This window comes from Frankia sp. AiPa1 (assembly GCF_023243075.1).
GTDB lineage: Bacteria > Actinomycetota > Actinomycetes > Frankiales > Frankiaceae > Frankia.
This window is the reverse complement of record NZ_JALKFZ020000140.1, coordinates 153,227-173,757: the sequence shown is the minus strand read 5'-3', so window position 1 is coordinate 173,757 and position 20,531 is coordinate 153,227. Positions and strand designations below refer to the sequence as shown.

17 protein-coding genes are annotated in these 20,531 nt (G+C 71.2%); 15 read left to right on the top strand and 2 right to left on the bottom strand.

Annotated elements, in window-relative coordinates; all coding sequences use genetic code 11:
• On the top strand, positions 1-455 hold a 455-nt coding region (locus tag MXD95_RS15155; RefSeq protein WP_250641267.1), incomplete at its 5' end, for a 2Fe-2S iron-sulfur cluster-binding protein.
• Positions 456-505: 50 nt separating this feature from the next.
• On the opposite strand, the gene MXD95_RS15150 is transcribed toward MXD95_RS15155, so the two are convergent.
• Both MXD95_RS15150 and MXD95_RS15145 read right to left on the bottom strand, forming a co-directional pair.
• The gene (locus MXD95_RS15150) at positions 506-1,462 is read right to left on the bottom strand and encodes an LLM class F420-dependent oxidoreductase (RefSeq protein WP_250641266.1); all 957 of its coding nucleotides are present in this window, start codon (positions 1,460-1,462) and stop codon (positions 506-508) included.
• A 95-nt stretch (positions 1,463-1,557) separates the two neighbouring features.
• Positions 1,558-2,991, bottom strand: a complete 1,434-nt coding sequence (locus MXD95_RS15145; RefSeq protein WP_250641265.1) for a FadD3 family acyl-CoA ligase — start codon at positions 2,989-2,991, stop codon at positions 1,558-1,560.
• 460 nt (positions 2,992-3,451) lie between these two features.
• On the opposite strand from MXD95_RS15145, the gene MXD95_RS15140 reads away from it, so the two are divergent.
• The 14 genes from MXD95_RS15140 (at position 3,452) to MXD95_RS15075 (ending at position 20,446) form a co-directional block, all read left to right on the top strand.
• Positions 3,452-4,258, top strand: a complete 807-nt coding sequence (locus MXD95_RS15140) for a TauD/TfdA dioxygenase family protein (protein WP_250641264.1) — start codon at positions 3,452-3,454, stop codon at positions 4,256-4,258.
• A gap of 229 nt (positions 4,259-4,487) precedes the next feature.
• Complete coding sequence (locus MXD95_RS15135) at positions 4,488-6,818, top strand: branched-chain amino acid ABC transporter permease (RefSeq protein ID WP_250641263.1); 2,331 nt, start codon at positions 4,488-4,490, stop codon at positions 6,816-6,818.
• Positions 6,815-7,642, top strand: coding sequence for an ABC transporter ATP-binding protein (locus tag MXD95_RS15130; RefSeq protein ID WP_250641262.1), 828 nt, complete (start codon positions 6,815-6,817; stop codon positions 7,640-7,642). Before MXD95_RS15135 ends, MXD95_RS15130 begins: the two co-directional genes overlap by 4 nt.
• Positions 7,639-8,349: an ABC transporter ATP-binding protein gene (locus MXD95_RS15125; RefSeq protein WP_250641261.1), complete on the top strand. Its 711-nt coding sequence runs from the start codon at positions 7,639-7,641 to the stop codon at positions 8,347-8,349. Before MXD95_RS15130 ends, MXD95_RS15125 begins: the two co-directional genes overlap by 4 nt.
• Positions 8,346-9,461: an NAD(P)H-dependent amine dehydrogenase family protein gene (locus tag MXD95_RS15120; protein WP_308301498.1), complete on the top strand. Its 1,116-nt coding sequence runs from the start codon at positions 8,346-8,348 to the stop codon at positions 9,459-9,461. Before MXD95_RS15125 ends, MXD95_RS15120 begins: the two co-directional genes overlap by 4 nt.
• Before the next feature lie 237 nt (positions 9,462-9,698).
• A complete protein-coding gene (locus MXD95_RS15115; protein WP_250641260.1) occupies positions 9,699-10,649 on the top strand; it encodes an oxidoreductase in 951 nt (316 codons plus the stop codon).
• A gap of 341 nt (positions 10,650-10,990) precedes the next feature.
• The gene (locus MXD95_RS15110; protein WP_250641259.1) at positions 10,991-12,217 is read left to right on the top strand and encodes a toxic anion resistance protein; all 1,227 of its coding nucleotides are present in this window, start codon (positions 10,991-10,993) and stop codon (positions 12,215-12,217) included.
• 131 nt (positions 12,218-12,348) lie between these two features.
• Positions 12,349-12,870: a hypothetical protein gene (locus tag MXD95_RS15105; protein ID WP_250641258.1), complete on the top strand. Its 522-nt coding sequence runs from the start codon at positions 12,349-12,351 to the stop codon at positions 12,868-12,870.
• A complete protein-coding gene (locus MXD95_RS28545; RefSeq protein ID WP_285223642.1) occupies positions 12,870-14,489 on the top strand; it encodes a TerD family protein in 1,620 nt (539 codons plus the stop codon). Before MXD95_RS15105 ends, MXD95_RS28545 begins: the two co-directional genes overlap by 1 nt.
• 209 nt (positions 14,490-14,698) lie before the next feature.
• Positions 14,699-15,910 (top strand): cytochrome P450, encoded by a 1,212-nt coding sequence (locus tag MXD95_RS15095; RefSeq protein WP_250641257.1) that lies wholly within the window; start codon positions 14,699-14,701, stop codon positions 15,908-15,910.
• A 78-nt stretch (positions 15,911-15,988) separates the two neighbouring features.
• Positions 15,989-16,939, top strand: coding sequence for an alpha/beta hydrolase (locus MXD95_RS15090; protein WP_250641256.1), 951 nt, complete (start codon positions 15,989-15,991; stop codon positions 16,937-16,939).
• Positions 16,936-18,867, top strand: coding sequence for a flavin-containing monooxygenase (locus MXD95_RS15085; RefSeq protein ID WP_250641255.1), 1,932 nt, complete (start codon positions 16,936-16,938; stop codon positions 18,865-18,867). The genes MXD95_RS15090 and MXD95_RS15085 overlap by 4 nt, the downstream gene beginning before the upstream one ends.
• Before the next feature lie 127 nt (positions 18,868-18,994).
• The gene (locus MXD95_RS15080) at positions 18,995-20,110 is read left to right on the top strand and encodes a YihY/virulence factor BrkB family protein (protein ID WP_250641254.1); all 1,116 of its coding nucleotides are present in this window, start codon (positions 18,995-18,997) and stop codon (positions 20,108-20,110) included.
• Between the two features lie 81 nt (positions 20,111-20,191).
• On the top strand, positions 20,192-20,446 hold the full coding sequence (locus tag MXD95_RS15075; protein WP_250641253.1) for a hypothetical protein: 255 nt from the start codon (positions 20,192-20,194) through the stop codon (positions 20,444-20,446).
• Positions 20,447-20,531 lie beyond the last annotated feature (85 nt).

Genomic DNA, 20,531 nt, shown 5'->3' with positions numbered 1-20,531 from the left:
GATACGTCAGCGGCCCCGAGGCTTACATGAGCCTGGGCGAGGCCGCCGTGCCGGGGCCGGGTCTGGTGTTCGGGGACGGGTGCGGCGCCGGCGCGCCCGCCGCCGCGGCGGCGGCCGCGGCCATCGGGGCACCGGAGACGACCGTCCCGACCGGCGCGGGCGCGGGCGCGGCGGTCGAGGGCGACGGCGAGGTGACGATCATTCTGGGCCGCAAGCGGGTGACCGTTGCCCGGCGAACCGGCGAGACGCTCCTGGAGAGCGCCCGCCGGGCGGGGCTTTCCCCGCCGTTCTCCTGCGAGTCCGGTTCCTGCGCCACCTGCATCGCCGTGCTGGAGGAGGGCGCGGCGACGATGCACGTCAACGACGCGCTGACCGAGGACGAGGTCGCCGAGGGCTACGTGCTCACCTGCCAGGGCGTCCCGAGCACGCCGACCGCCCGCGTCCGCTACGAGTGACCCAGGCCAGGCGAGCCTGCGCCGCGCCGGGCCTGGGATCCGCATCCCGGTCAGCGCAGGCTCGCCACCAGCTCGGCGATGACCTGGCGGGTCCGGTGCTTCGAGGCGACCAGCTCGTCCCGATTGTCGCCGATCGGCAGCAGCCGGAACGACAGGTCGGTGACCCCGGCGTCGGCGTACCGCTTGAATCCGGCGACCAGGGCCGTCTCGTCGCCGACGATGCACAGGTCGCCGACGTTGTCGGCGTCGCCGTGGTCGAGCAGCCGCTGGTAGTTGGGGGAGACCTCGGCCTCGCCGAGGATCCGGTTGGCCCGCTCCCGGGCGACGTCGACCTCGTCCGGCCGGCACAGGCAGACCGGAATGCCGGCGACGATCCGCGGCGCCGGCCGCCCCGCCTGCTCGGCCGCCCGGGTGATCCGCGGTGCGATGTGCTCGGCGATCGCGCGGTCGTCGGCCAGCCACAGCACGGTGCCGTCGGCACGCTCGCCGGCCAGGCGCAGCATCACCGGGCCCAGCGCGGCCACCAGCAGCGGCAGCGGTGCCACCGGGCCGATCTCCAGCGGGTTGTGCACGGTGTACGTCTCGTTCTCGACGTCCACTGGCCCGGGGCCGTGCAGGGCGCTGGCCAGCACCTCCAGGTAGTCGCGGGTGAGCGCGGCGGGCCGCTCGTAGGGCAGCCCGAGCATGTCCCGCACGATCCAGTGATGTGACGGGCCGACGCCGAGTGCCAGCCGGCCGCCCGTCGCCGCCTGAGCGGACAATGTCTGACGGGCAAGCGCGATCGGATGCTGGGCCGGAAGCGGCACGACCGCCGTGCCCAGCTCGATCCGCTCGGTGTTCGCCCCCATCAGCGCCACCGCGATCAGCGCGTCGAAGTCGGAGGGAACCTGCGGGACCCACGCCGTGTCCATCCCCGCCTGCTCGGCCCAGCGGACATCGTCGATCATCCGTCCGACCTTGCGCGCCGTGTCACCCCGCTCGGGGCCGATCATCACGCCGAACCGCACGTACCCTCCCAGTGATCGCCATCCAGGCTGGCCGGCCTGGTCATCAGGGCCGGCCGGCTCCGACGTCCGGCCGCCTGGTCCCGCCGACGCCGGGCTCAGCGCAGGCGGTCCTTCATCACCTTGCCGCTGGCGTTCAGCGGCAGGGCCTCGAGGAACACCACGGAGCGCGGCACCTTGTAACCGGCGAGCCGCTGCTTGCTCCAGGCCGTCAGCTCGCTGGCCGACAACGGAGCGCGGGCGACCACGAACGCCCGGCCCACCTCGCCCAGGCGGTCGTCGGGCACCCCGATGACGGCGGCCTGGGCGATGGCCGGATGCTCGAGCAGTACGCCCTCGATCTCGGCCGGGTAGGCGTTGAAACCGCCGACGATGAACATGTCCTTCTTGCGCCCGACGATGCGCAGGCGGCCCCGCTCGTCGAGAGTGCCGGTGTCACCGGTGCGCAGCCAGCCGTCGGCGTCGATCGCCTCGGCGGTGGCGACCGGGTCGTCGAGATAGCCCTGCATGACCGAGTAGCCGCGCACCAGCACCTCACCGTCATCGGCGATGCTGACCTCGACGCCGTCGCAGGCGGTACCGACCGTGGTCGCGATGTCCTCGAACGAGTCCCCGGGCCGGGACGCGGTGGCCGTGCCGGCCTCCGTGAGCCCGTACCCCGTCATAATCGACTGGAACGGCAGCTCGGCCTTCATCCGCCGGATCAGCTCGACCGGAATGTCGGCGGAGCCCGTCACCGCGCAGCGCAGCGACGACAGATCGTGCTTCCCGGCGCCCTCGAGCAGCGAGTGGTACAGCGTCGGCGGACCGGGCAGCATGGTGACCCGCTCGCGCGCCACCACCTCGCGGACCCGGTCGACGTCGAAGACCGCCATCGGCAGCATGGTGGCGCCACGGGTCAGCGACGCCACCAGGCCGGCCTTGTAGCCGAAGGTGTGAAAGAAGGGATTGACCAGCAGGTAGCGGTCGCCCTGGCGCAGATCCGCGAGGTCGCACCATTCGTCATACAGCCGCAGCGTCTGCCGATGGTTCATCATCACGCCCTTGGGGCGCCCGGTGGTCCCCGAGGTGAACAGGATGTCGGCGACGGCGTCGCCGTCGACCTCGCGCTCGAGCGGGCGACCGCCGGCCAGGGCGTCCGACGTGATGTCGATCGCGCGGATGCCGGGCGGGGCGGTGTAGTCGCGCCCGAGGAAGCCCGGCGAGACCAGCACCGCCGCCGCGGCGCTGCGGGTCAGGACGTCGGCCGCCTCCCGCGCCGTCCACCGGGTGTTCACCGGGACGAGCACACCCCCCGCGGTGAGCACACCGAAGGCGGCGACGATCCACTGCGCGCTGTTGGGCGCCCAGATCCCCACCCGGTCGCCGGGGCGCACGCCCATCGCGTCCAGAGCGCCCGCCGCCCGGCGGACCCGCTCGGCAAGCTCGGCGAAGGTGATCCGCTCAGCCCCGTCGACGACCGCCTCGGCGGAGCCGAACCGCTCGCCGGCGCTCCGCACCAGCTCGGGGATCGTGTTCCAGCTGCCCTGCACATCCGCTCCTCGGTCATGGTGGCGAACGCGACCACGGGGTCTGGCGCTCGCCGCGGTACGCGCGCCAGCGGAGCCGACCGGGGTTCGCCCCGGCATCCACCCACCCCTCGACTACTGGAAACTACATTCTCGATATACGATAATCAACCTGCATCTAGCGAGAGCACTGGCCTTGCCCGTGGGAGAACGGGAGGCGCAGCCCGGTCGCGGCCGGCCCGGACTCGACCGGCCTGGCCAGCACGGCCCACTCACCCCGGAGGGTTCCATGGCCGTGACCCGTGGTCACAGACCTCGCATTTTTGGCGCCGCGAGTCCACCAGCAGGCATGATCTACGGATCACGGTGGCCCTGTACCGGGGCAACCGTGATCCGCCAGGCACCGCGTGGCGACGACGAGCGCGAGGGGTTATGTCCGAAAGCACCAGAGAATATAGTTTCCATCGCTAGAAGGGAGGTTCCCATGGCCGAGACCAGGGCGCTCAGCCCGCACCTGGGAGTGGAGGTCACGGATGCCCGGGACCTGCTCGATGACACCGTGATCGCCCGCTGCCTCGAGGCACTGAAATGGCGGGGGGTTCTCCTCGTCCGGGGCGCGGACCTGGACGACGCCGGTCAGCTCGTGCTCAGTCACCGGCTGGGTGAGGTCGTGGCGCCGGGCGGCCGGGAGATCTTCACGATCACGCTCGACCCGGCGAAGAACCCTTCGGCCGAATACCTCAAGGGCACCTTCCACTGGCACATCGACGGCACCACCGACCCGATCCCGGCGAAGGCCACCACGCTGACCGCCCGGCACGTGGCGACCTCCGGCGGCGGCACGCAGTTCGCCAGCACGTACGCCGCCTTCGAGAGCCTTCCGGCGAAGGAGCAGGAGCGCTACGAGCAGCTCCGGGTCGTGCACAGCTTCGCCGCCTCGCAGCGGCTGGTGAACCCGAACCCCACCGAGAAGCAGGAGGCCGGCTGGAAGACCGTGCCGGCCCGCGAGACCGCGCTGGTCTGGCGCCGCCATGACGGCCGGCGGTCGCTGGTGATCGGCGCCACCGCCGACCACATCGTGGGGATGGATCCGGACGACAGTCGCGCGGTACTGGACGAACTGCTCGACTGGTCCACCCAGGAGCGGTTCCGGTACCACCACGACTGGCAGGTCGGTGACCTGGTGATCTGGGACAATACGGGTATTCTGCACCGTGCCATGCCCTACGATCCGGCGTCCGAGCGGCTGATGCACCGCACCACGATCGAAGGCGAGGAAACCCTCCAGTGAGGACCACACCGATACCCACCCTCAGGGAAAAGGCACCGATGCCGCGTATTCCCGGTCAGAGCACCCGCTTACCCGAGGGAAGGTCACCTATGACACGCGTTCCCGGTCGAACCACCCGCTTATCCGCCGTGGTGGCGACCCACCGCGCTGCCGTGCTGCCGGGACGCGCGGACACCCTGCCCCGCCACGGCCACGGCCACGGCCCCTGCTGACCGGGACGGCACTCGCCATGGGATCCGAATCCAACTCGATCGGGCATGACTTCTTCCAGGCGATCCTGCAGGGCACCCCACCGGGTGCCGTGTACGCACTGGTCGCGCTGGGATTTGTCCTCACCTACAAGACGTCCGGCGTGTTCAACCTGGCCTTCGGGTCGCAGGCGTACATCTCGGCGGCGATGTACTTCAAGGCGCGGCAGGAATGGAACTGGCCCACCGTCCCGGCGGTCATCGTGTCCGTCTTCCTGCTGGCGCCCGCGATCGGACTGATACTCGAACGGCTGATCTTCCGGCCGCTGCGCACGGCGCCGCCGCTGTCGAAACTCGTGGTGGCGATTGGCCTGGCGGTGGCCATGCCCTACCTGTTCGACATCATCGCCGACTTCCATCCGCAGTCGGGCGCGACTCCGGTGGGCGTGGTCCCCAACGGCGCGGGGGTCTTCTACGATCCCTTCGGAGTGTACGCGTTCAGCCGCAATGAGTTGGTGGACATGGGTGTGGCGGTGATCGCACTCGTCGGGCTCGGTGCGCTGTTCCGCTTCGGCGGGATCGGGTTGCGGATGCGTGCGGTGGTCGAAAGCCCCCGGATGACCGAGCTGAACGGCATCGCCGCGGACCGGGTCTCCGCGCTGTCCTGGGCGCTGTCCTCGCTGTTCGCCGGCATCTCCGGAGTTCTGATCGCGCCGCGGTTCAACACGCTGGCCGCGGCGGACTTCTTCAGCCTGATGGTGGTCGCGATCGCGGCGGCGGCGGTGGGCCGGCTCGTCAGCCTGCCCAGGGCGCTGGCCGGCGGCCTCGGCCTCGGCATCGTCATCGCCCTGCTGAACACCTACCTCCCGCGCTGGTCGGACACCCACGCCTGGGTGAAGACGGTGCAGGACAACCTCACCCCGTCGGTGCCGTTCGTAGCGCTGTTCGCCGTGGTCGTCCTGGTGCCCAGCATCCGCCGGTCCCGGGAGGCCGGCGACCCACTGGCCGGCGTCGAACCGCCGCCGCCGTCACAGCGCGGCGCTCGTCGCGACCCGCGGAGCAAGCTGATCAGCGGGGTCATCGGCGCGGTGCTGCTCGTCATCGTGGCGTCGGTGGTCCTCAGCCGCGGCGACCAGCTCTGGGTCTATCTGGTCACCCAGGCCGTCGTGGTGAGCATCATCTTCCTGTCCATCACAGTGATCACTGGAATGGCGGGGCAGATCTCGCTGTGCCAGGGTGCCTTCGCCGCCATCGGCGGGTTCACCGTGTTCCAGATGGCGAACCGGTACGACCTGCCGGGCACGCTGAGCATGCTGATCGGCGCGGCCATCGCCGCCGTCGTCGGGGCGATCCTGTCGCTGCCGGTCCGCCGGCTCGGCGGAATCTGGACGGCTATCGCCACCCTGGCGTTCGCGTTCTTCGTTGACGCCGTCGTGGTGAAGCTGCCGTTCGTGGGCGGTGGCAACACCTCGCTGCTCCAGGGCACCGTCGTGCCGCGCCCGGTGATCGGTCCCTGGAACCTGGAGAACGACAAGAACTTCCTGGTGTTCGTCACGGTGCTGCTCGCGATCGTGGCGACCGTGGTCATCCAGCTGCGCCGCGGCACGTTCGGGCGGACACTGATCGCGCTGCGCGGCAGCGAGGTCGGTGCGGGCTCCATCGGCATCTCAGCCGGGCAGGTTCGCCTGGTCGCCTTCGCGGTCTCGGGCTTCATCGCGGGGCTCGGCGGCGCGGTGATGGCGATGTCGCAGCGCAACGTCAACTACAGCAACAACTTCGTGCCGTTCTCCGCCCTGTTCTGGATGGTCATCGTCGTCACCCTGGGCGCCCGGACGGTTCCGGGGGCGCTGAACGCGGCGGCCGCGTTCACCCTGTTCGACCAGCTGATCCTCAAGGGCTCGCTGTTCGCCTGGATCCTGCGCGGCCAGAGCAACCTGCCGGGCTTCTTCCCGATCTCGTCGAAGTGGACCTTCGTGCTGTTCGGGCTGGCCGCCATCCAGTACGCCCGACATCCCGAGGGGCTCCTCGAGCACGGCATGTCCGGACGGCTGATCCCGAACCGGCTGTCCCCAGGACGGCTGATCCCGGGCCGCGGGTCGAGCCCAGGCGTCGCGGCACCCGCCACGGCCGCGGGACCGACAGAGCCGACAGGGTCGGCACGGTCGGCGGAGACAGCAGAGACGGCAGAGACGGCACCGGCCTCCGCCAGAGCCGAGCGCCGGCAGCACGCCGCCGCGAGCGGCGCCGCGGAGACGACGGGAACGGCGGCGACAGGCACGGCGGCGGCGGACCGGGGCGAGCCGGCCGGCGAGGCGGCTCCCGACTCGCCATCGGCATCGGCATCGGTGGGATCGGAGGACTGGATCTCATGAAGCACGTGTTGAAGGCAAGCGGCGTCACCAAGAAATTCGCCGGAATCACCGCTCTCTCGAACGTCAGTATGCAGATCAGTGAGGGTGAGCGGGTCGGCCTGATCGGCCCGAACGGCGCCGGCAAGACGACCTTCTTCAACTGCCTGCTGGGCGTGCTGCCCACGGACGAGGGCAGCGTCGAGATCGTCGGGTCGGACGCGACCGGGCTGCCCGCCTTCAAGCGGGCCCGCCTCGGTCTCGGCCGGACGTTCCAGCGCATCGAGCTGTTCCCGGACTGCACCGTCCGTGATCATCTCTTCATCGCCGAACGGATCCGCCGGGGAACCGGCCGGTTCTGGAAGGATCTCATCGGCCTCGGCGGGCCGTCGTCGCAGGAGATCGCCCGCTGCGACGAGGTCCTTGAGCTGCTCGGGCTGCGCGACCTCGCCGAGAGCCCGGTCGGGACGCTCAGCCTCGGGCAGGGGCGCCTGGTCGAGGTGGGCCGTGCCCTGATGACCGAGCCCCGGATGCTGCTGCTCGACGAGCCCTCCTCCGGGCTCGACCGCGTGGAGACCGCGGCGCTCGCGAAGACACTCGAGGACGTGCAGTCCCGCGAGGGCTTCGCCATCCTGCTGGTCGAACACGACGTGGAGCTGGTCACCGGTTTCACGTCACGCTCCTACGTCCTGGATTTCGGCCGGCTGATCGCCGAGGGGCCGACCCGCGAGGTCATGGCCAGCTCCGAGGTCCGCGCCGCCTACCTGGGCGACTTCGAGCTGCCCGAATCCGAGTCGGACGAGTCCACGCTGGTGGAGACCGGCCCACGGTCCAAGGAGGCCCAGTGACACCCGTGCTCGAGCTGCGGTCGGTGTCAGCCGCCTACGGACCGTTCCGGGCCCTGTTCGACGTCTCGCTCACCGTGAACCCGGGCGAGGTACTGGCCCTGGTGGGGTCGAACGGCGTGGGAAAAACGACGGTCGCCCGCGTCGCGTCCGGTCTCGTCGCGCCGACCAGCGGATCGGTGTTCCTCGGCGGGGTGGACATGACGGGCCGCAAGCCCTACCGGTTCGCACGGGCGGGCGTGGCCCACGCCACGGAGGGGCGGTCGGTCTTCGCGACCCTGTCCGTCGAGGACAACCTCACCCTCTCCTTCGCCCGGGCTCGCGGTCGCAAGGGGGTGCGCAGCGGCCTGGAGATCGCCTATGAGCTGTTCCCCGTGTTGGAACGACGGCGTCGGCAGGCCGCCGGCACCCTGTCCGGCGGCGAGCAGCGGATGCTGTCGATGGCGCGGGTCATGGTGGAGGTGCCGAAGATCCTCATCGCCGACGAGCTCTCCCTCGGGCTGGCTCCGAAGATAACCATGGAGCTCTACGCGAGCCTGGAACGGCTGCGCGCCGAGGGCACCGCGCTGCTCATCGTGGAGCAGCACGTCGCGCACGCGCTGCGGCTGTGCGACCGGGTGGCCATGCTCGACCACGGGACGGTCTCCTGGACCGGTAGCGGCACGGAGGCGACCAGCGTCGTCGCCCAGTTCCTCGAGCCGTCCCATTGACCGCGGGCGATGATCGCGCCAGCTCACCCGGGCCGGTCACGAGCATCGCCGGCCGGGGAACCACGGTTGCGACCGGGGCCCGCCACCCGCTGCGGGTGGTGCAGTGGGCCACCGGGAACATCGGGAGCCGATCCCTGCGGGCCGTGATCGATCACCCCGACCTGTCGCTGGTCGGCCTGTACGTCCACTCGCCGGACAAGGTCGGCCGCGACGCCGGCGAGCTGTGCGACCGCGCTCGCACGGGGGTTCGGGCGACCCGGGACATCGGGGAGATCCTCGCGCTCGGCGCCGCCTGTGTCCTCTATATGCCGCGCGCCTGCGACGTCGACGAGGTCTGCCGGATCCTCGCGTCCGGGGCCAACGTCGTCACGACCCGCGGCGAGTTCCATCATCCGGCCAGCCTGGACGCCGAGGACCGCCGGCGGGTCGAGGCGGCGTGCGAGCGCGGCGGCACCTCGGTGCACAGCACCGGCAGCAGCCCGGGGTTCATCACCGAGGCCGTGCCGCTGGTGCTGGCCTCGATCCAGCGACGGCTGGACCGGCTCACCATCGAGGAGTACGCGAACCTGTCGAAACGCGACTCGCCCGGGCTGCTGTTCGACGTGATGGGGTTCGGCAAGCTGCCCGCGGCCATCGGCGAGGCACGTCTCAACCACGGGCGGACGAGCTTCGGCCCGTCCCTGCGGGTGCTCGCCGAGGCACTGTCGATGCCGCTCGATGGGGTGGTGGCCAGCGGCGAGGTCGCGGTGTCGCCGCGGGACGTCGTGATCGCGGCCGGGGTGCTGCCGGCCGGGACCGTCGCCGCCCAGCGGATCACCGTGTCCGGGATCCGGGCGGGCCGGGAGGTGTTGGCCTTCCACGCCACCTGGTACTGCACGACCGCGCTGGAGCAGGCATGGGACCTGCGGGAGACCGGGTGGCGGGTCCGGGTCGAGGGTGACGCCCCGCTCGATGTGGGCCTGCGGTTCGACGTGCCGCTCGAGCGGATGGCCGAGACCTCCCCCGGCTTCACGGCGAACCGGGCTGTCAACGCCGTCGCCGCGGTCTGCGCCGCCGACCCCGGCATCCGGACCTCGGTCGACCTGCCGCAGATCACCGCCGTACTCGCGTGAACACCCTGCCCCCGTGAACACCGGGCCGTCGTGAACACCGGCCCGCCGGCACGACCCGAGCCTCTCGCACTATACTTATTTCGTACTTATTTCGTCACCAGGAGTTATAGATCATAAGCGTAGCGTAGTTTGTATGCATGAGATTTTCGCGTCGTAGCATGTCGAACGTCATCACTGTCACATCTGTCACATCAGGCATGGCCGGGGCCTCGCCCCGTGGTGAGTGTGGAGGTCCACATGGCGGGTGTGCCCGGACGACGGCGCTGGACGGCGGCCGATGTTCCCGACCAGCGGGGTAGGACGGCCGTCATCACCGGGGCGAACACCGGGATCGGCTTCGAGGCGACCAAGGTGCTCGCCGCGCGCGGTGCCACCGTCGTCATGGCGTGCCGCAACCCGGCGAAGGCGCAGGCCGCCCGGGACCTCGTGCTCGCCGAGACGCCCGCTGCCGACATCTCGCTGCTGGAACTGGACCTGAGCTCGCTCGCGAGCGTCCGCAAGGCCGCCGACGCCCTGCTCGCCGAACGACCCGTCATCGACGTCCTCGTCAACAACGCCGGGGTGATCCTGCTGCCCCACAGCCTCACCGAGGACGGCTTCGAGCAGCATTTCGGCGTGAATCACCTGGCCCACTTCGCGTTCACCGGGCTGGTACTGCCCGCCGTGCTCGCCGCTGGCGCCGGGCGCGTCGTGACGGTCGGCAGCAACGGCCACCGCGTCGGCCGGATCGACTTCGAGGACCTCGCCTTCACCCAGGGCTACAAGCCGCTGCGCGGCTACGGCCGTTCCAAGCTGGCCAACCTTCTGTTCGCCTACGAGCTGCAGCGGCGGCTGGCCGCGGCGGACGCGGCGGCGATCTCCCTCGCCGCGCACCCGGGCGGCGCGAACACCGATGCCGGCGGCTTCGCCGGCGGTGCCGACGGCAAGCGCCGCGCGCGGATCAAGAGGCTCGTGGACCGCATTCCCAACCCGATCGTCCACTCGGCGCACATGGGCTCGCTGCCGCTGCTGCGGGCCGCGGTCGACCCGCAGGCAAAGGGTGGCGAGTACTACGGTCCACGCGGGCTGTTCACGATGACCGGCCCGCCCGTCGCCGTGAAGTCCAACGCCCGCTCGCGCGACGAGCAGACCGCCGGCCGGCTCTGGCAGCTCTCCGAGGAACTCACCTCGGTCTCCTTCCCGCTCTGACCACGCGGCGGCGCCCGCGCTGACCGGCCGCGAGGCAAGGGCCGGAGCCGTCCCCGTCGCGGTCGTGGACCGGCACGTGGCCCGCGCGCTCCTGCTTCGTTGGGCCGGTCAGAAGGGCGACTGCCGGTGTCCCGGTTGGCCCGGTGATCCGGTGGGCATCTCGCATAGGGTGACATTGGGCTGTACGCCGCCGGTCGCGCGCCCGCGCCGGGCGTCAGGCGCGGGCGGCGCGCGGCACGGTGTCCTGTCGGCACGGTGTCCCCGTCGGCACGGTGTCCGGCGGCACGGGTGTCCGGCGGCACTCGGCGAGGTGGCGGTCGGCGAGGTGGGGAGGAACGGCGATGTCGGAGCTGGACCTGGGAAAGTCACTGACGCCGCCGACGGTCGCGGCGGCGTCACCCGGTCCGGGCGGCGGGGCGCTCCAGCTCGCTCCCCCCCAGCCGGTGCCGGTGATCCCGGACGACCAGGTCGACAGCATGGTCCCGATCGACGAGGCGACCCGGGCGGCGCTGCGCACCCGGGCGGCCGGGTTCGCCCAGGAGCTCGCCACCCAGGACCCGCGCAGCCCCGCGTTCCAGGAAAAGATCAACGACATCGCGTCGATGGGTCAGCGGGAGATCGTCGCCAGCGCCCGGGTGTCGAACCGGATGCTCGAACGGCCCGCCGCGGCCCTCGCCTCCACCCGTGGGAAAGGGAGCGGTGACGCGCAGGGCCGGGTCGCGAGGACGCTCGTCGAGCTACGCGAGACGGTGACCGATCTCGACCCGGGCAAGGCAGACCTCAAGGGCACCCGCAAACTGCTCGGCGTCGTGCCGTTCGGCAACAGGATCTCCGCCTACTTCCAGCGCTACCAGTCGGCCCAGAAGCAGCTCGACGGCATCATCCGGGCGCTGGACTCCGGCCAGGACGAGCTGCGCAAGGACAACGCCGCCATCGAGCAGGAGAAGGCGAACCTGTGGGCGGCCATGGGCAAGCTCACCGAGTACGCCACGCTGGCCAAGGCACTCGACGGCGCGGTCGCCGGCAAGATCGAGCAGCTGCGCCCGGCCAACCCGGTCGCCGCCGACGCCCTCACCTCCGACGCGCTGTTCCCCATCCGCCAGCGCCAGCAGGACCTGCTCACCCAGCTTGCGGTGAGTGTGCAGGGCTATCTCGCGCTCGATCTGGTCCGCAAGAACAACCTCGAACTCATCAAGGGTGTTGACCGGGCGCAGTCGACGACGGTCGCCGCGCTGCGCACCGCCGTCATCGTCGCGCAGGCGCTGGCGAACCAGAAGCTCGTACTCGACCAGATCAACGCGCTGAACGCCACCACCAGCAGCATGATCGCCTCCACCAGCGAGATGCTGCGCCAGCAGACCGGCCAGCTGCACGAGCAGGCGGCCGGGAGCGGCGTCGGCGTCGAGGCACTACAGACGGCGTTCGACAACATCTTCGCGACGATGGACGCGATCGACGGGTACAAGGCCAGGGCGGTGGAGAGCATGGCAACGACGGTCGCCGCGCTCGAGACCCAGGTCGGTCGATCCCGCGCCTACCTGGAACGGGCCCGCGCGGACGAGCGCTGAGCGGCTCGCTCCGCGGCCCTGCGCAGCGCAGTGCTCCGGCGGGAGGCACTGCCCGCGGGAAGCACGGCCCGCGGGCAGGCAGGGATCGACCTGGGTGCGACGCGCGTGATCGGCATGCGGGAGGAGGCAGGGTGATCTTCCGTCGGCGTTCCGGCGCCGCCGAGGGTGACACGCGTCAGGCCGGCCCCGGCGGCGATCCACGAGGCGGCGGGGCCGGCGGCGGCGACGTACCCGCGCGGGTCCGGCAACTGCGCGAGGAACTGGCCGCGCTCGTCACCCGGGTCAACGCCGACGGCGGACGGCTGCCACCCGGCGTGGTGCCCACCGTGCGCGACATCGACGACATCCTGCGCCCACTGCTGCTCCACGTCGAGCGCCAGTCGGCCAGCGACGAGGAGATGCGCGGCCTGACCGCGATCATCCACGAGTACCTGCCGCAGGCTCTGGACGACTTCACCGCACTGCCACCGCAGTACGCCGACCGCCCCGGCGTCACCGGCACCACCGCGGCCGAGGACCTCGTCCGCCAGTTGCAGCTGCTCGACGAGGGCGCGGGCGACCTGCAGGATCTCGTCTACACCGGCGACGCCGCGCAGCTGGCGATCCAGGCCCGTTTCCTGGACGCCAAGTTCCGGCGCTCCGACCTCGACTGATGGCGCCCCGCGTGCTGCCCAAGGGCGGGAACATCGCGCTGGCCGACCTCGGCGTCGCCGACCAGAGCGCACCGCTGAGCGTGGCGCTGGGCTGGGACGACCGGCCGGAGCTCGCCGATCTGGAGCTCGACGCCGTCATCGCCGTCACCAGGCCCGAGGGTGCTGGTCCCGCCGGCCCTGCCAGCCCCGGCGGGACCGCGTTGCTGCTGGCCCAGCAGGTACCCAATCCCGAGGAGCGGCCCACGGCGACCCCGCCGCCACGGCCGCTCGTCGGCGATGCGGAACGGCTCGTGGTGACGCTCGGTGCCATCCCGTCCGACGTCGAGCGAATCCAGTTCGGCGTCGCGGTGTACGACGCCGTCGGGCGGCATCGGACGTTCCGCTCGGTGCACGGCGCCTATCTTCGGCTGCTCGGGGCGGACGGCACCGAACTGGTCCGCTGCTGTGTGGACGCGGAGACCGGGCGGGAGACCGCGATGGTCTTCGGCGAGCTCTACCGGCACCCCCGCGGCTGGAAGATCCGCTGCGTCGCGCAGGGCTACACCGACGGCCTGACCACCCTGGCCGCCGCCGGCGACGCCGCCCACCCCGTCGACGTCGCGGGTTTCCTGGCCAGGTCCTCCCCCGCCCGCAGCCATCGCACCCTCACCGCGCACCTACACCCGCAGCCGCAGCCGCAGGCGGTGCCCGCACCCTCACCTTCCCGGGCCGGGCCCGCGGCGCATCCCGCCGCGGGCGACCCGGTCCCGGTGCGCCCAGTCCCGGTTCACCCGGAGCCCGTTCGCCCAGTCCCGGTTCGCCCAGAGCCCGTTCGCCCGGTGCCGGTTCACCCAGAGCCCGTCCGCCCGAAGCCGGCCGCCAGACGATCCTCCGCGCTGGATCTGGGGGAAGCTCCTGGCGGTAGGCCCGAACCTGGAGCCGAGTTCGGATCGGAACCGCGGGTGGGCAGCGCGGGGCGAGGGCCGTCGCCCGCGGTGAGCATCGGGGTGCGGTCGTCCCGGCATCGGCAGCGGACCGAGCGGATCGACACGCTCGATGACGATCATCCGGCTACGATCTGGACCCCGGACGAGCGCGGGTCCGGGGCGATGACCGTCACGCTGCGCTGGTCAGCGCTGACCACACGCACCGGTCTGCCGCGGCCCAGTAACATCCACCTCGGCTGTCTCTGGCAGGCCGACACAGGGTCGGCCGGTGTCCTGCAGGACCTGGACGGGCTGGTCAGTGCCCCGGGGCACGGCGCGCGCCGCCAGGTGCTGCGGCTCGGCCGGCGCGAGGAACGCGACGGGCAGACGATCTTCGTGGATCTCGCGTCGCTGCCCACGTTCCGGCGGTTCTTCGTGTTCGCCTACGGCCTGCGTGCGGCACCGGACTGGGCGGCGCTGCGGGTGGAGCTCGCCGTGGCGGCGGGTACCGGCGAGCACCTGACGATCCGGCTCGGCGAGGCCCCGGGCGATGCCCGGCTCTGCGTCGTCGCATCCTTCCACGTGGTCGAGGACGACCTGGTCATCCGCCGGGAGAACGACTTTCTCACCGGCACGCAGGCCGATGCCGCCGCACGCTACGGCTGGACGTTGGAGTGGGGTCCCGACGGCACCACGCCGCGCGCACCGCGATGACCGGCCGCGCGCACCGCGATGACCGGCCGCGCGCACCGCGATGACCGGCGCCGGCCACCCCTGTGGCTCTTGACACGTTGACGCCGGCCATGAAAGCTTTCGGACAGACAATCATACATCTGTAGTTTTCGTGTATGTCTGATTTCGTGTCCGTCTGATTTCGGGCACGCCTGAGGCCAGACCGCGCGCCGACCCGAGGGAGACCAGCCATGGACGTCGAAGAGGCCGGCCGCGTCTTCACGATTCCCCGCGCCTACGCGGATGAGCAGTGGTTCCACTCCGCGACCGCGCTGCTGCGCCGCGAGTCGCCGGTGCACCGGGTCGAGGTGGACGACTTCGTCCCGTTCTGGGCCATCACCAGGCACGAGGACGTCTCAACCATCTCGCGCGCCGCCAACATCTGGATCAACGAACCCCGCACTGCCCTCGCCCGCGGCCCGATCACCCCTCGGGAGTCGTTGCAGGTGCGCACCCTCGTCCAGATGGACGCGCCCGACCATGGCGTCTATCGGCATCTGAGCGCGGACTGGTTCAAGCCCTCCGGCGTGCGCACGCTCACCGGCCGGATCGAGGAGCTGGCGAAACGCTACGTCGACCACATGGCCGACCTCGGTGGTGAGTGCGACTTCTTCACGGATGTGGCCTCCCACTTCCCGCTCTACGTCATCCTCTCGCTGCTCGGCCTGCCGGAGAGCGACTTCCCCCGGATGCTGAAGCTCACGCAGGAGCTGTTCGGCGCCGACGACGTCGACCTCGGTGACAAGAACGTGGTCCAGGCCCTCACCGAGTTCTTCCTCTACTTCCAGGGCACGATCGCCCGCGCCCGGGCGAACCCGACCGAAAACCTGGGCTCGGCGATCGCCAACGCCACGATCAACGGTGAGCTGATCGGCGAGCTGGAGGCGGTCGGCTACTACGTGCTCATCGCGACCGCCGGGCACGACACGACCAGCTCCGCGATCTCCGGCGGCCTGCATGCCCTGCTGGACAACCCCGACCAGTGGAAGCGGCTGTCCGACGATCTCAGTCTCCTCCCGACCGCGGTCGACGAGATGATCCGCTGGGTGTCGCCGGTCAAGCAGTTCATGCGCACCGCCACCGAGGACACGGTCGTCCGCGGCGTCACGATCCCCAAGGGCGACTCGGTGGTGCTGTCCTATCCGTCGGCCAACCGCGACGAGGACGTCTTCGACGACCCCCACCGCTTCGACGTCGGCCGGACACCGAACAAGCATCTGGCCTTCGGCATCGGCGCGCATTTCTGCCTGGGCACCCACCTGGCCCGGCTCGAGGCACGCGCGCTCTACGCCGAGCTGGTGCCGCGGATCCGCTCGATCGAACTCGCCGGCGCCCCGGAGTACGTCGAGACGCTGTTCGTCGGCGGTCCCAAACGCCTCCCCATCCGCTACACGATGACCTGAGCTGGCCGACCGGCCTCCTTGACACTGCTTGACGCCAGAAAGACACTCCGCAGTGTCAAGTCAAGTGGAGGTGCCCGCGTGGTGTTGTCCTTCGACCGGGTGGTCCGAGACCCCGATGCCGAGGCACTGGTCAGCAGGATCCTCACGCTCGGGCAGCCGTCGCTCGTGGAGCTCGGTGTCGAGGGTGCCCGCGCCTACCTGGAGGAACGGGCCCGCCAGGCGGGACCGGGCCCCGAGGTGGCCTGCGCCCGGGACGAGGCCGTACCCGCCCCGGGGCGCTCGATCGCCGTGCGCGTCTACCAGCCGGACGCGGCACAGGACCTGCCCGTGGTCGTGTACCTGCACGGCGGCGGCTGGGTGATCGGCAGCGTCGCCGCGTCGGACGCCTTCTGCCGGCGACTGACCCACGCGGCGCGGTGCGTGGTCGTCTCCGTCGAGTACCGTCTCGCGCCCGAGCACCCGTTCCCGGCCGCGGTCGAGGACGCGCAGGAGGCCGTCCGCTGGGCGGCACGCCACGCGCCACGCTGGGGCGGCGGCGCCGACCGGCTGATCGTGCTGGGTGACTCCGCCGGGGCGAACATCGGCACGGTCGCCGTACGCCGGCTGGTCGCGGCGGGCAGTCCGCTGGTGGCCCGCCAGATCCTGGCCTACCCGGGCACCCAGGCCGGCCGCGAGCCCTCGGCCGGACCCTACGGCCAGCAGTGGCCGCTCACCGACGCCGAGCGGAACTGGTTCTTCGACCAGTACGTGCCGGACGAGGCGACCCGCTCCCACCCGGACGTCGCGCCGCTGCTGGCGACGCTCACGGGCCTTCCGCCGACGACGCTCCTGCTCGGCGGATGCGACCCGCTCGTCGCGGAGGGACTCGCCTACGCCGAGCGTCTGTGGACCGCCGGCGTCTCGGTCGACCTGCACGTCTTCGCCGGGCAGATCCACGGGTTCCTCACCCTGGACCCGGCGGTGCTGCCCCGCGCCGAGGAGGCCCTCGGCCTCGTCGCCAACGCGATCCAGGCAGTGGGCACCGGGTGAGCCGGCATCTGCGCACCGAGCCGATCGGGGACGACGACGCCACGATCGCCCGGGCCCTGGGGTCCCTGTCGGTCTCGGCGTTGACCGCCGCGGTCGTGCAGATCACCGGCGACATGTCGCATGTGCGCGGGCCGATCCGTCCCCGGGAGTTCGTGCAGAACGAGTTCCAGGGCCGGCTGTCCGAGGACGAACAGGCCGCGTTACGGGCACGGGCGCTCACGGCGATCGCCGCCTGGCGCGACGCGGGCTGCCCGCCGACGCGGCCGCTCGACCCCCCACTGATCCGCGAGATCATGGACTGGATCGCCTGCGAGCCGGTCCCGGACGACTACGCGGCGATGTACCAGGAGGAGATGGACCTCGCGGGCCGCAACCCGCGGGCTCTTCCGGTCGCCGGCACGCCGGCCCACGACCGCGCGGAGTTACCGGTCCTGATCATCGGATGCGGCGAGGGCGGACTGCTCGCCGGCATCCGGCTGAAGGAGGCCGGCATCCCGTTCGAGATCATCGAGAGGAACGGCGACGTCGGCGGGACCTGGCTGGACAACAGCTACCCGGGCGCCCGGGTCGACGTCGCCAGCCACTACTACTCCTACTCGTTCGAGCCGGCCGACGTGTTCAGCGAGTACTACGCCCGCCAGCCCGAACTCCACCGCTACTTCCGCGAGATCTTCGACCGGCACGGCATCGCCGAGCACGTCCGCTGGCACCGCGAGGTGGAACGGGCCGAGTGGGACGAGGTCGCCTGGCACTGGCTGGTGACGATCCGCGGGCCCGAAGGGCTGCGCGAGACCCGCACCGCGCGGGTGGTGATCTCCGCGGTCGGCCTGCTCAGCCGGCCGTCCATCCCCGACCTGCCGGGTCTGGACGGTTTCGACGGCCCGGTCTTCCACACCGCCGAGTGGGACCACTCGGTCGACCTGCGCGGCAAGCGCGTCGCCCTGATCGGGGCGGGCGCCAGCGGCTTCCAGGTCGGCCCCGCCATCGTCGACGACGTCGAGCACCTGGTCGTCTTCCAGCGCACGGCGCAGTGGATGGCGCCGAACCCTCGCTACCACGAGCGGGTGCGACCCGGCGAGCACTGGGCGCTACGGCACCTGCCGGGCTACGCCCGCTGGTATCGGTTCATGCTCATGTGGCAGTCCAGCGACAGGCTGCTGGAACTCGTCCGCATCGACGAGCGGTGGCCGGACTTCCCGCACACCGCCAACGCGGCGAGCGCCGCGCGCCGCGAGGTGTTCCTCGACTGGATCATGCGGCACGTCGGGGACGACGCACGGCTCGCGGCCCTGGTCACGCCGGACTACCCACCGATGGCCAAGCGCATGCTCCAGGACAACGGCAGCTGGCTGCGGTGTCTGAAGCGGCCGCACGTCGAGCTCGTCACCGACCCGATCGCCGGCGTCGGCCCGTCGTCGGTGACGACCGCCGACGGTCAGCGCTTCGACGTCGACGTCATCGTCCTCGCCACCGGTTTCCGGGCCAGTGAGCTGCTCTGGCCGATGGAGATCGTGGGCCGCGGCGGTACGGCGCTCGCCAAGGCCTGGGACGGCAGGCCGACGGCCTACCGGGGCATCTCCGTCCCGGACTTCCCGAACTTCTTCATGCTGGGCGGCCCCGGTACCGGGCTCGCGCACGCTGGCAGCGTCATCCTCACCACCGAATGCCAGCTGCGCTACATCGGCGACGCGATCCGGACGCTACTGGCCGGCGGTCACCGGGCGATCGAGCCGACCCGCGCCGCCCATGACCGGTACCAGCAGGCGCTACAGCGGGAGATCAGCACGCTGATGTGGGGCCATCCCTCGATCGAGCACTCCTGGTACAAGGCGCGCGACGGGCGCGTCTACGTGCTGTGCCCGTGGCGCCTGGTCGACTACTGGGCGATGACCGCGACGGTCGACCCCGACGACCATCAGGTCAGCTGATCACGCCTCCTCAGACCACGCCCGCGCATGACGCCGGGCACCGCGAAGGCGGACACATCGCCCGTTGTGCCCACAGCGGTGGTACCGGCGACGTTTCACTCGCGCCGTGATGGTCAAATACCGTCTCATGGCAGCGACCTGGCGACCGCGCCGGCGGGAGAACGGCTCGACGGCGGTGTCCGGGTCCGGCGCCGGGCCGGCGTCGCCTGAGCAGGCCGCTCCCTCGCCCGGCCAGGAGATGCCCGCGGCGGACGCGCTGCCGCGACGGCCGTCGGAGCTGCGGTTCCGGTCGTGGTTCGCGGTGCTGCGGCGGACCGTGCGCGAGTTCCGCCACGACGAACTGCCCGACCGCGCCGCCGCGCTCACCTACTACGGCGTGCTGGCCGTCTTCCCGGCGCTGCTGGTGCTCGTCTCCCTGGTCGGTCTCGTCGGGGACGCCGAGGCCGACCGCATCCTGACCAACGTGCAGCAGCTCGCGCCCGGCTCGGCCCGCGACGTCGTACGGGACGCCATCACCAACCTGCGGGCAAGCCGCGGCACCGGCAGTGTCCTCGCGATCGTCGGCCTCGCCGGTTCGCTGTGGTCGGCGTCCACCTACATCGCGGCGTTCATCCGGGCCGCGAACGTCGTCTACGACGTCCCCGAAGGCCGGCCGATGTGGAAGGTCGTACCCCTGCGCATCGCGGTGACGATCGCCCTGCTGCTTCTCATCGGCGCCAGTGTCGCCATCGTCGTCTTCTCCGGTGGCGCCGCCGAGCGGATCGGGAAGATCCTCAACGTCGACGTCGGCTCCCTGCACGCCTGGTCGTACGCGAAGTGGCCGGTGCTCGCGGCCCTGATGCTGATCACGATCGCGCTGCTGTACTGGTCGACGCCGAACGTGCGAGTACCGGGCTTTCGCTGGCTGACCCCGGGCAGCATCCTCGCCGTGGTGATCTGGCTCGCGGCCTCCGCCGGGTTCGCCGTGTACGTGGCGAACTTCGGCTCGTACAACAAGACCTACGGCACCCTGGCCGGTGTCATCATCTTCCTGGTCTGGCTCTGGCTGTCGAACCTCGCGATCCTGCTCGGCCTCGAGTTCGACGCCGAGATCGCCCGCGAACGCGCCCTGCTCGGCGGACTGCCCACCGACGTCGAACCGTACGCCGAACCCCGCGACACCCGAGCCTGGAAACGCCGCCGCCCCCGCCCCACCGCCCACTCCCCCGTCCCCCGCCGCGACGCCGAAAGCGAACCGGTCTGATGTTCCGATGACGGACAGCCAGGGTCTCCCCGCCCCGCCGAATCCGCGGATAATGCGACGCCGGCAACCGAAGGAGACCCGTTGACGGACAGGGACCTGCGCGCCCAGGCCGACTATGACACCGGCGAGGTGCGCATCAGCCGGCATCGGCACGATGACGGCGAGAGCATCGGCAACACCGGCGTCGCCCGGCTCGACCGGCCAGACCACGAGGCCGACCTTGGCGAGCTCGAACGGGCCGCCGACCTGCTGCTAGCCGAGATCGGCCTGAAGCGCACCGGCCCATGGCGCCGGGGACGGCAGTGGAAGATCGCTGCGACGGTCACCGAAACCTAGCCGGTGCCGGCCGTCGGCGGAGCCGAACCCGGCGCGCTCCCCCGCGATCCGATGACCGTGTACAGCGGGTCGCGCACGACTCGCC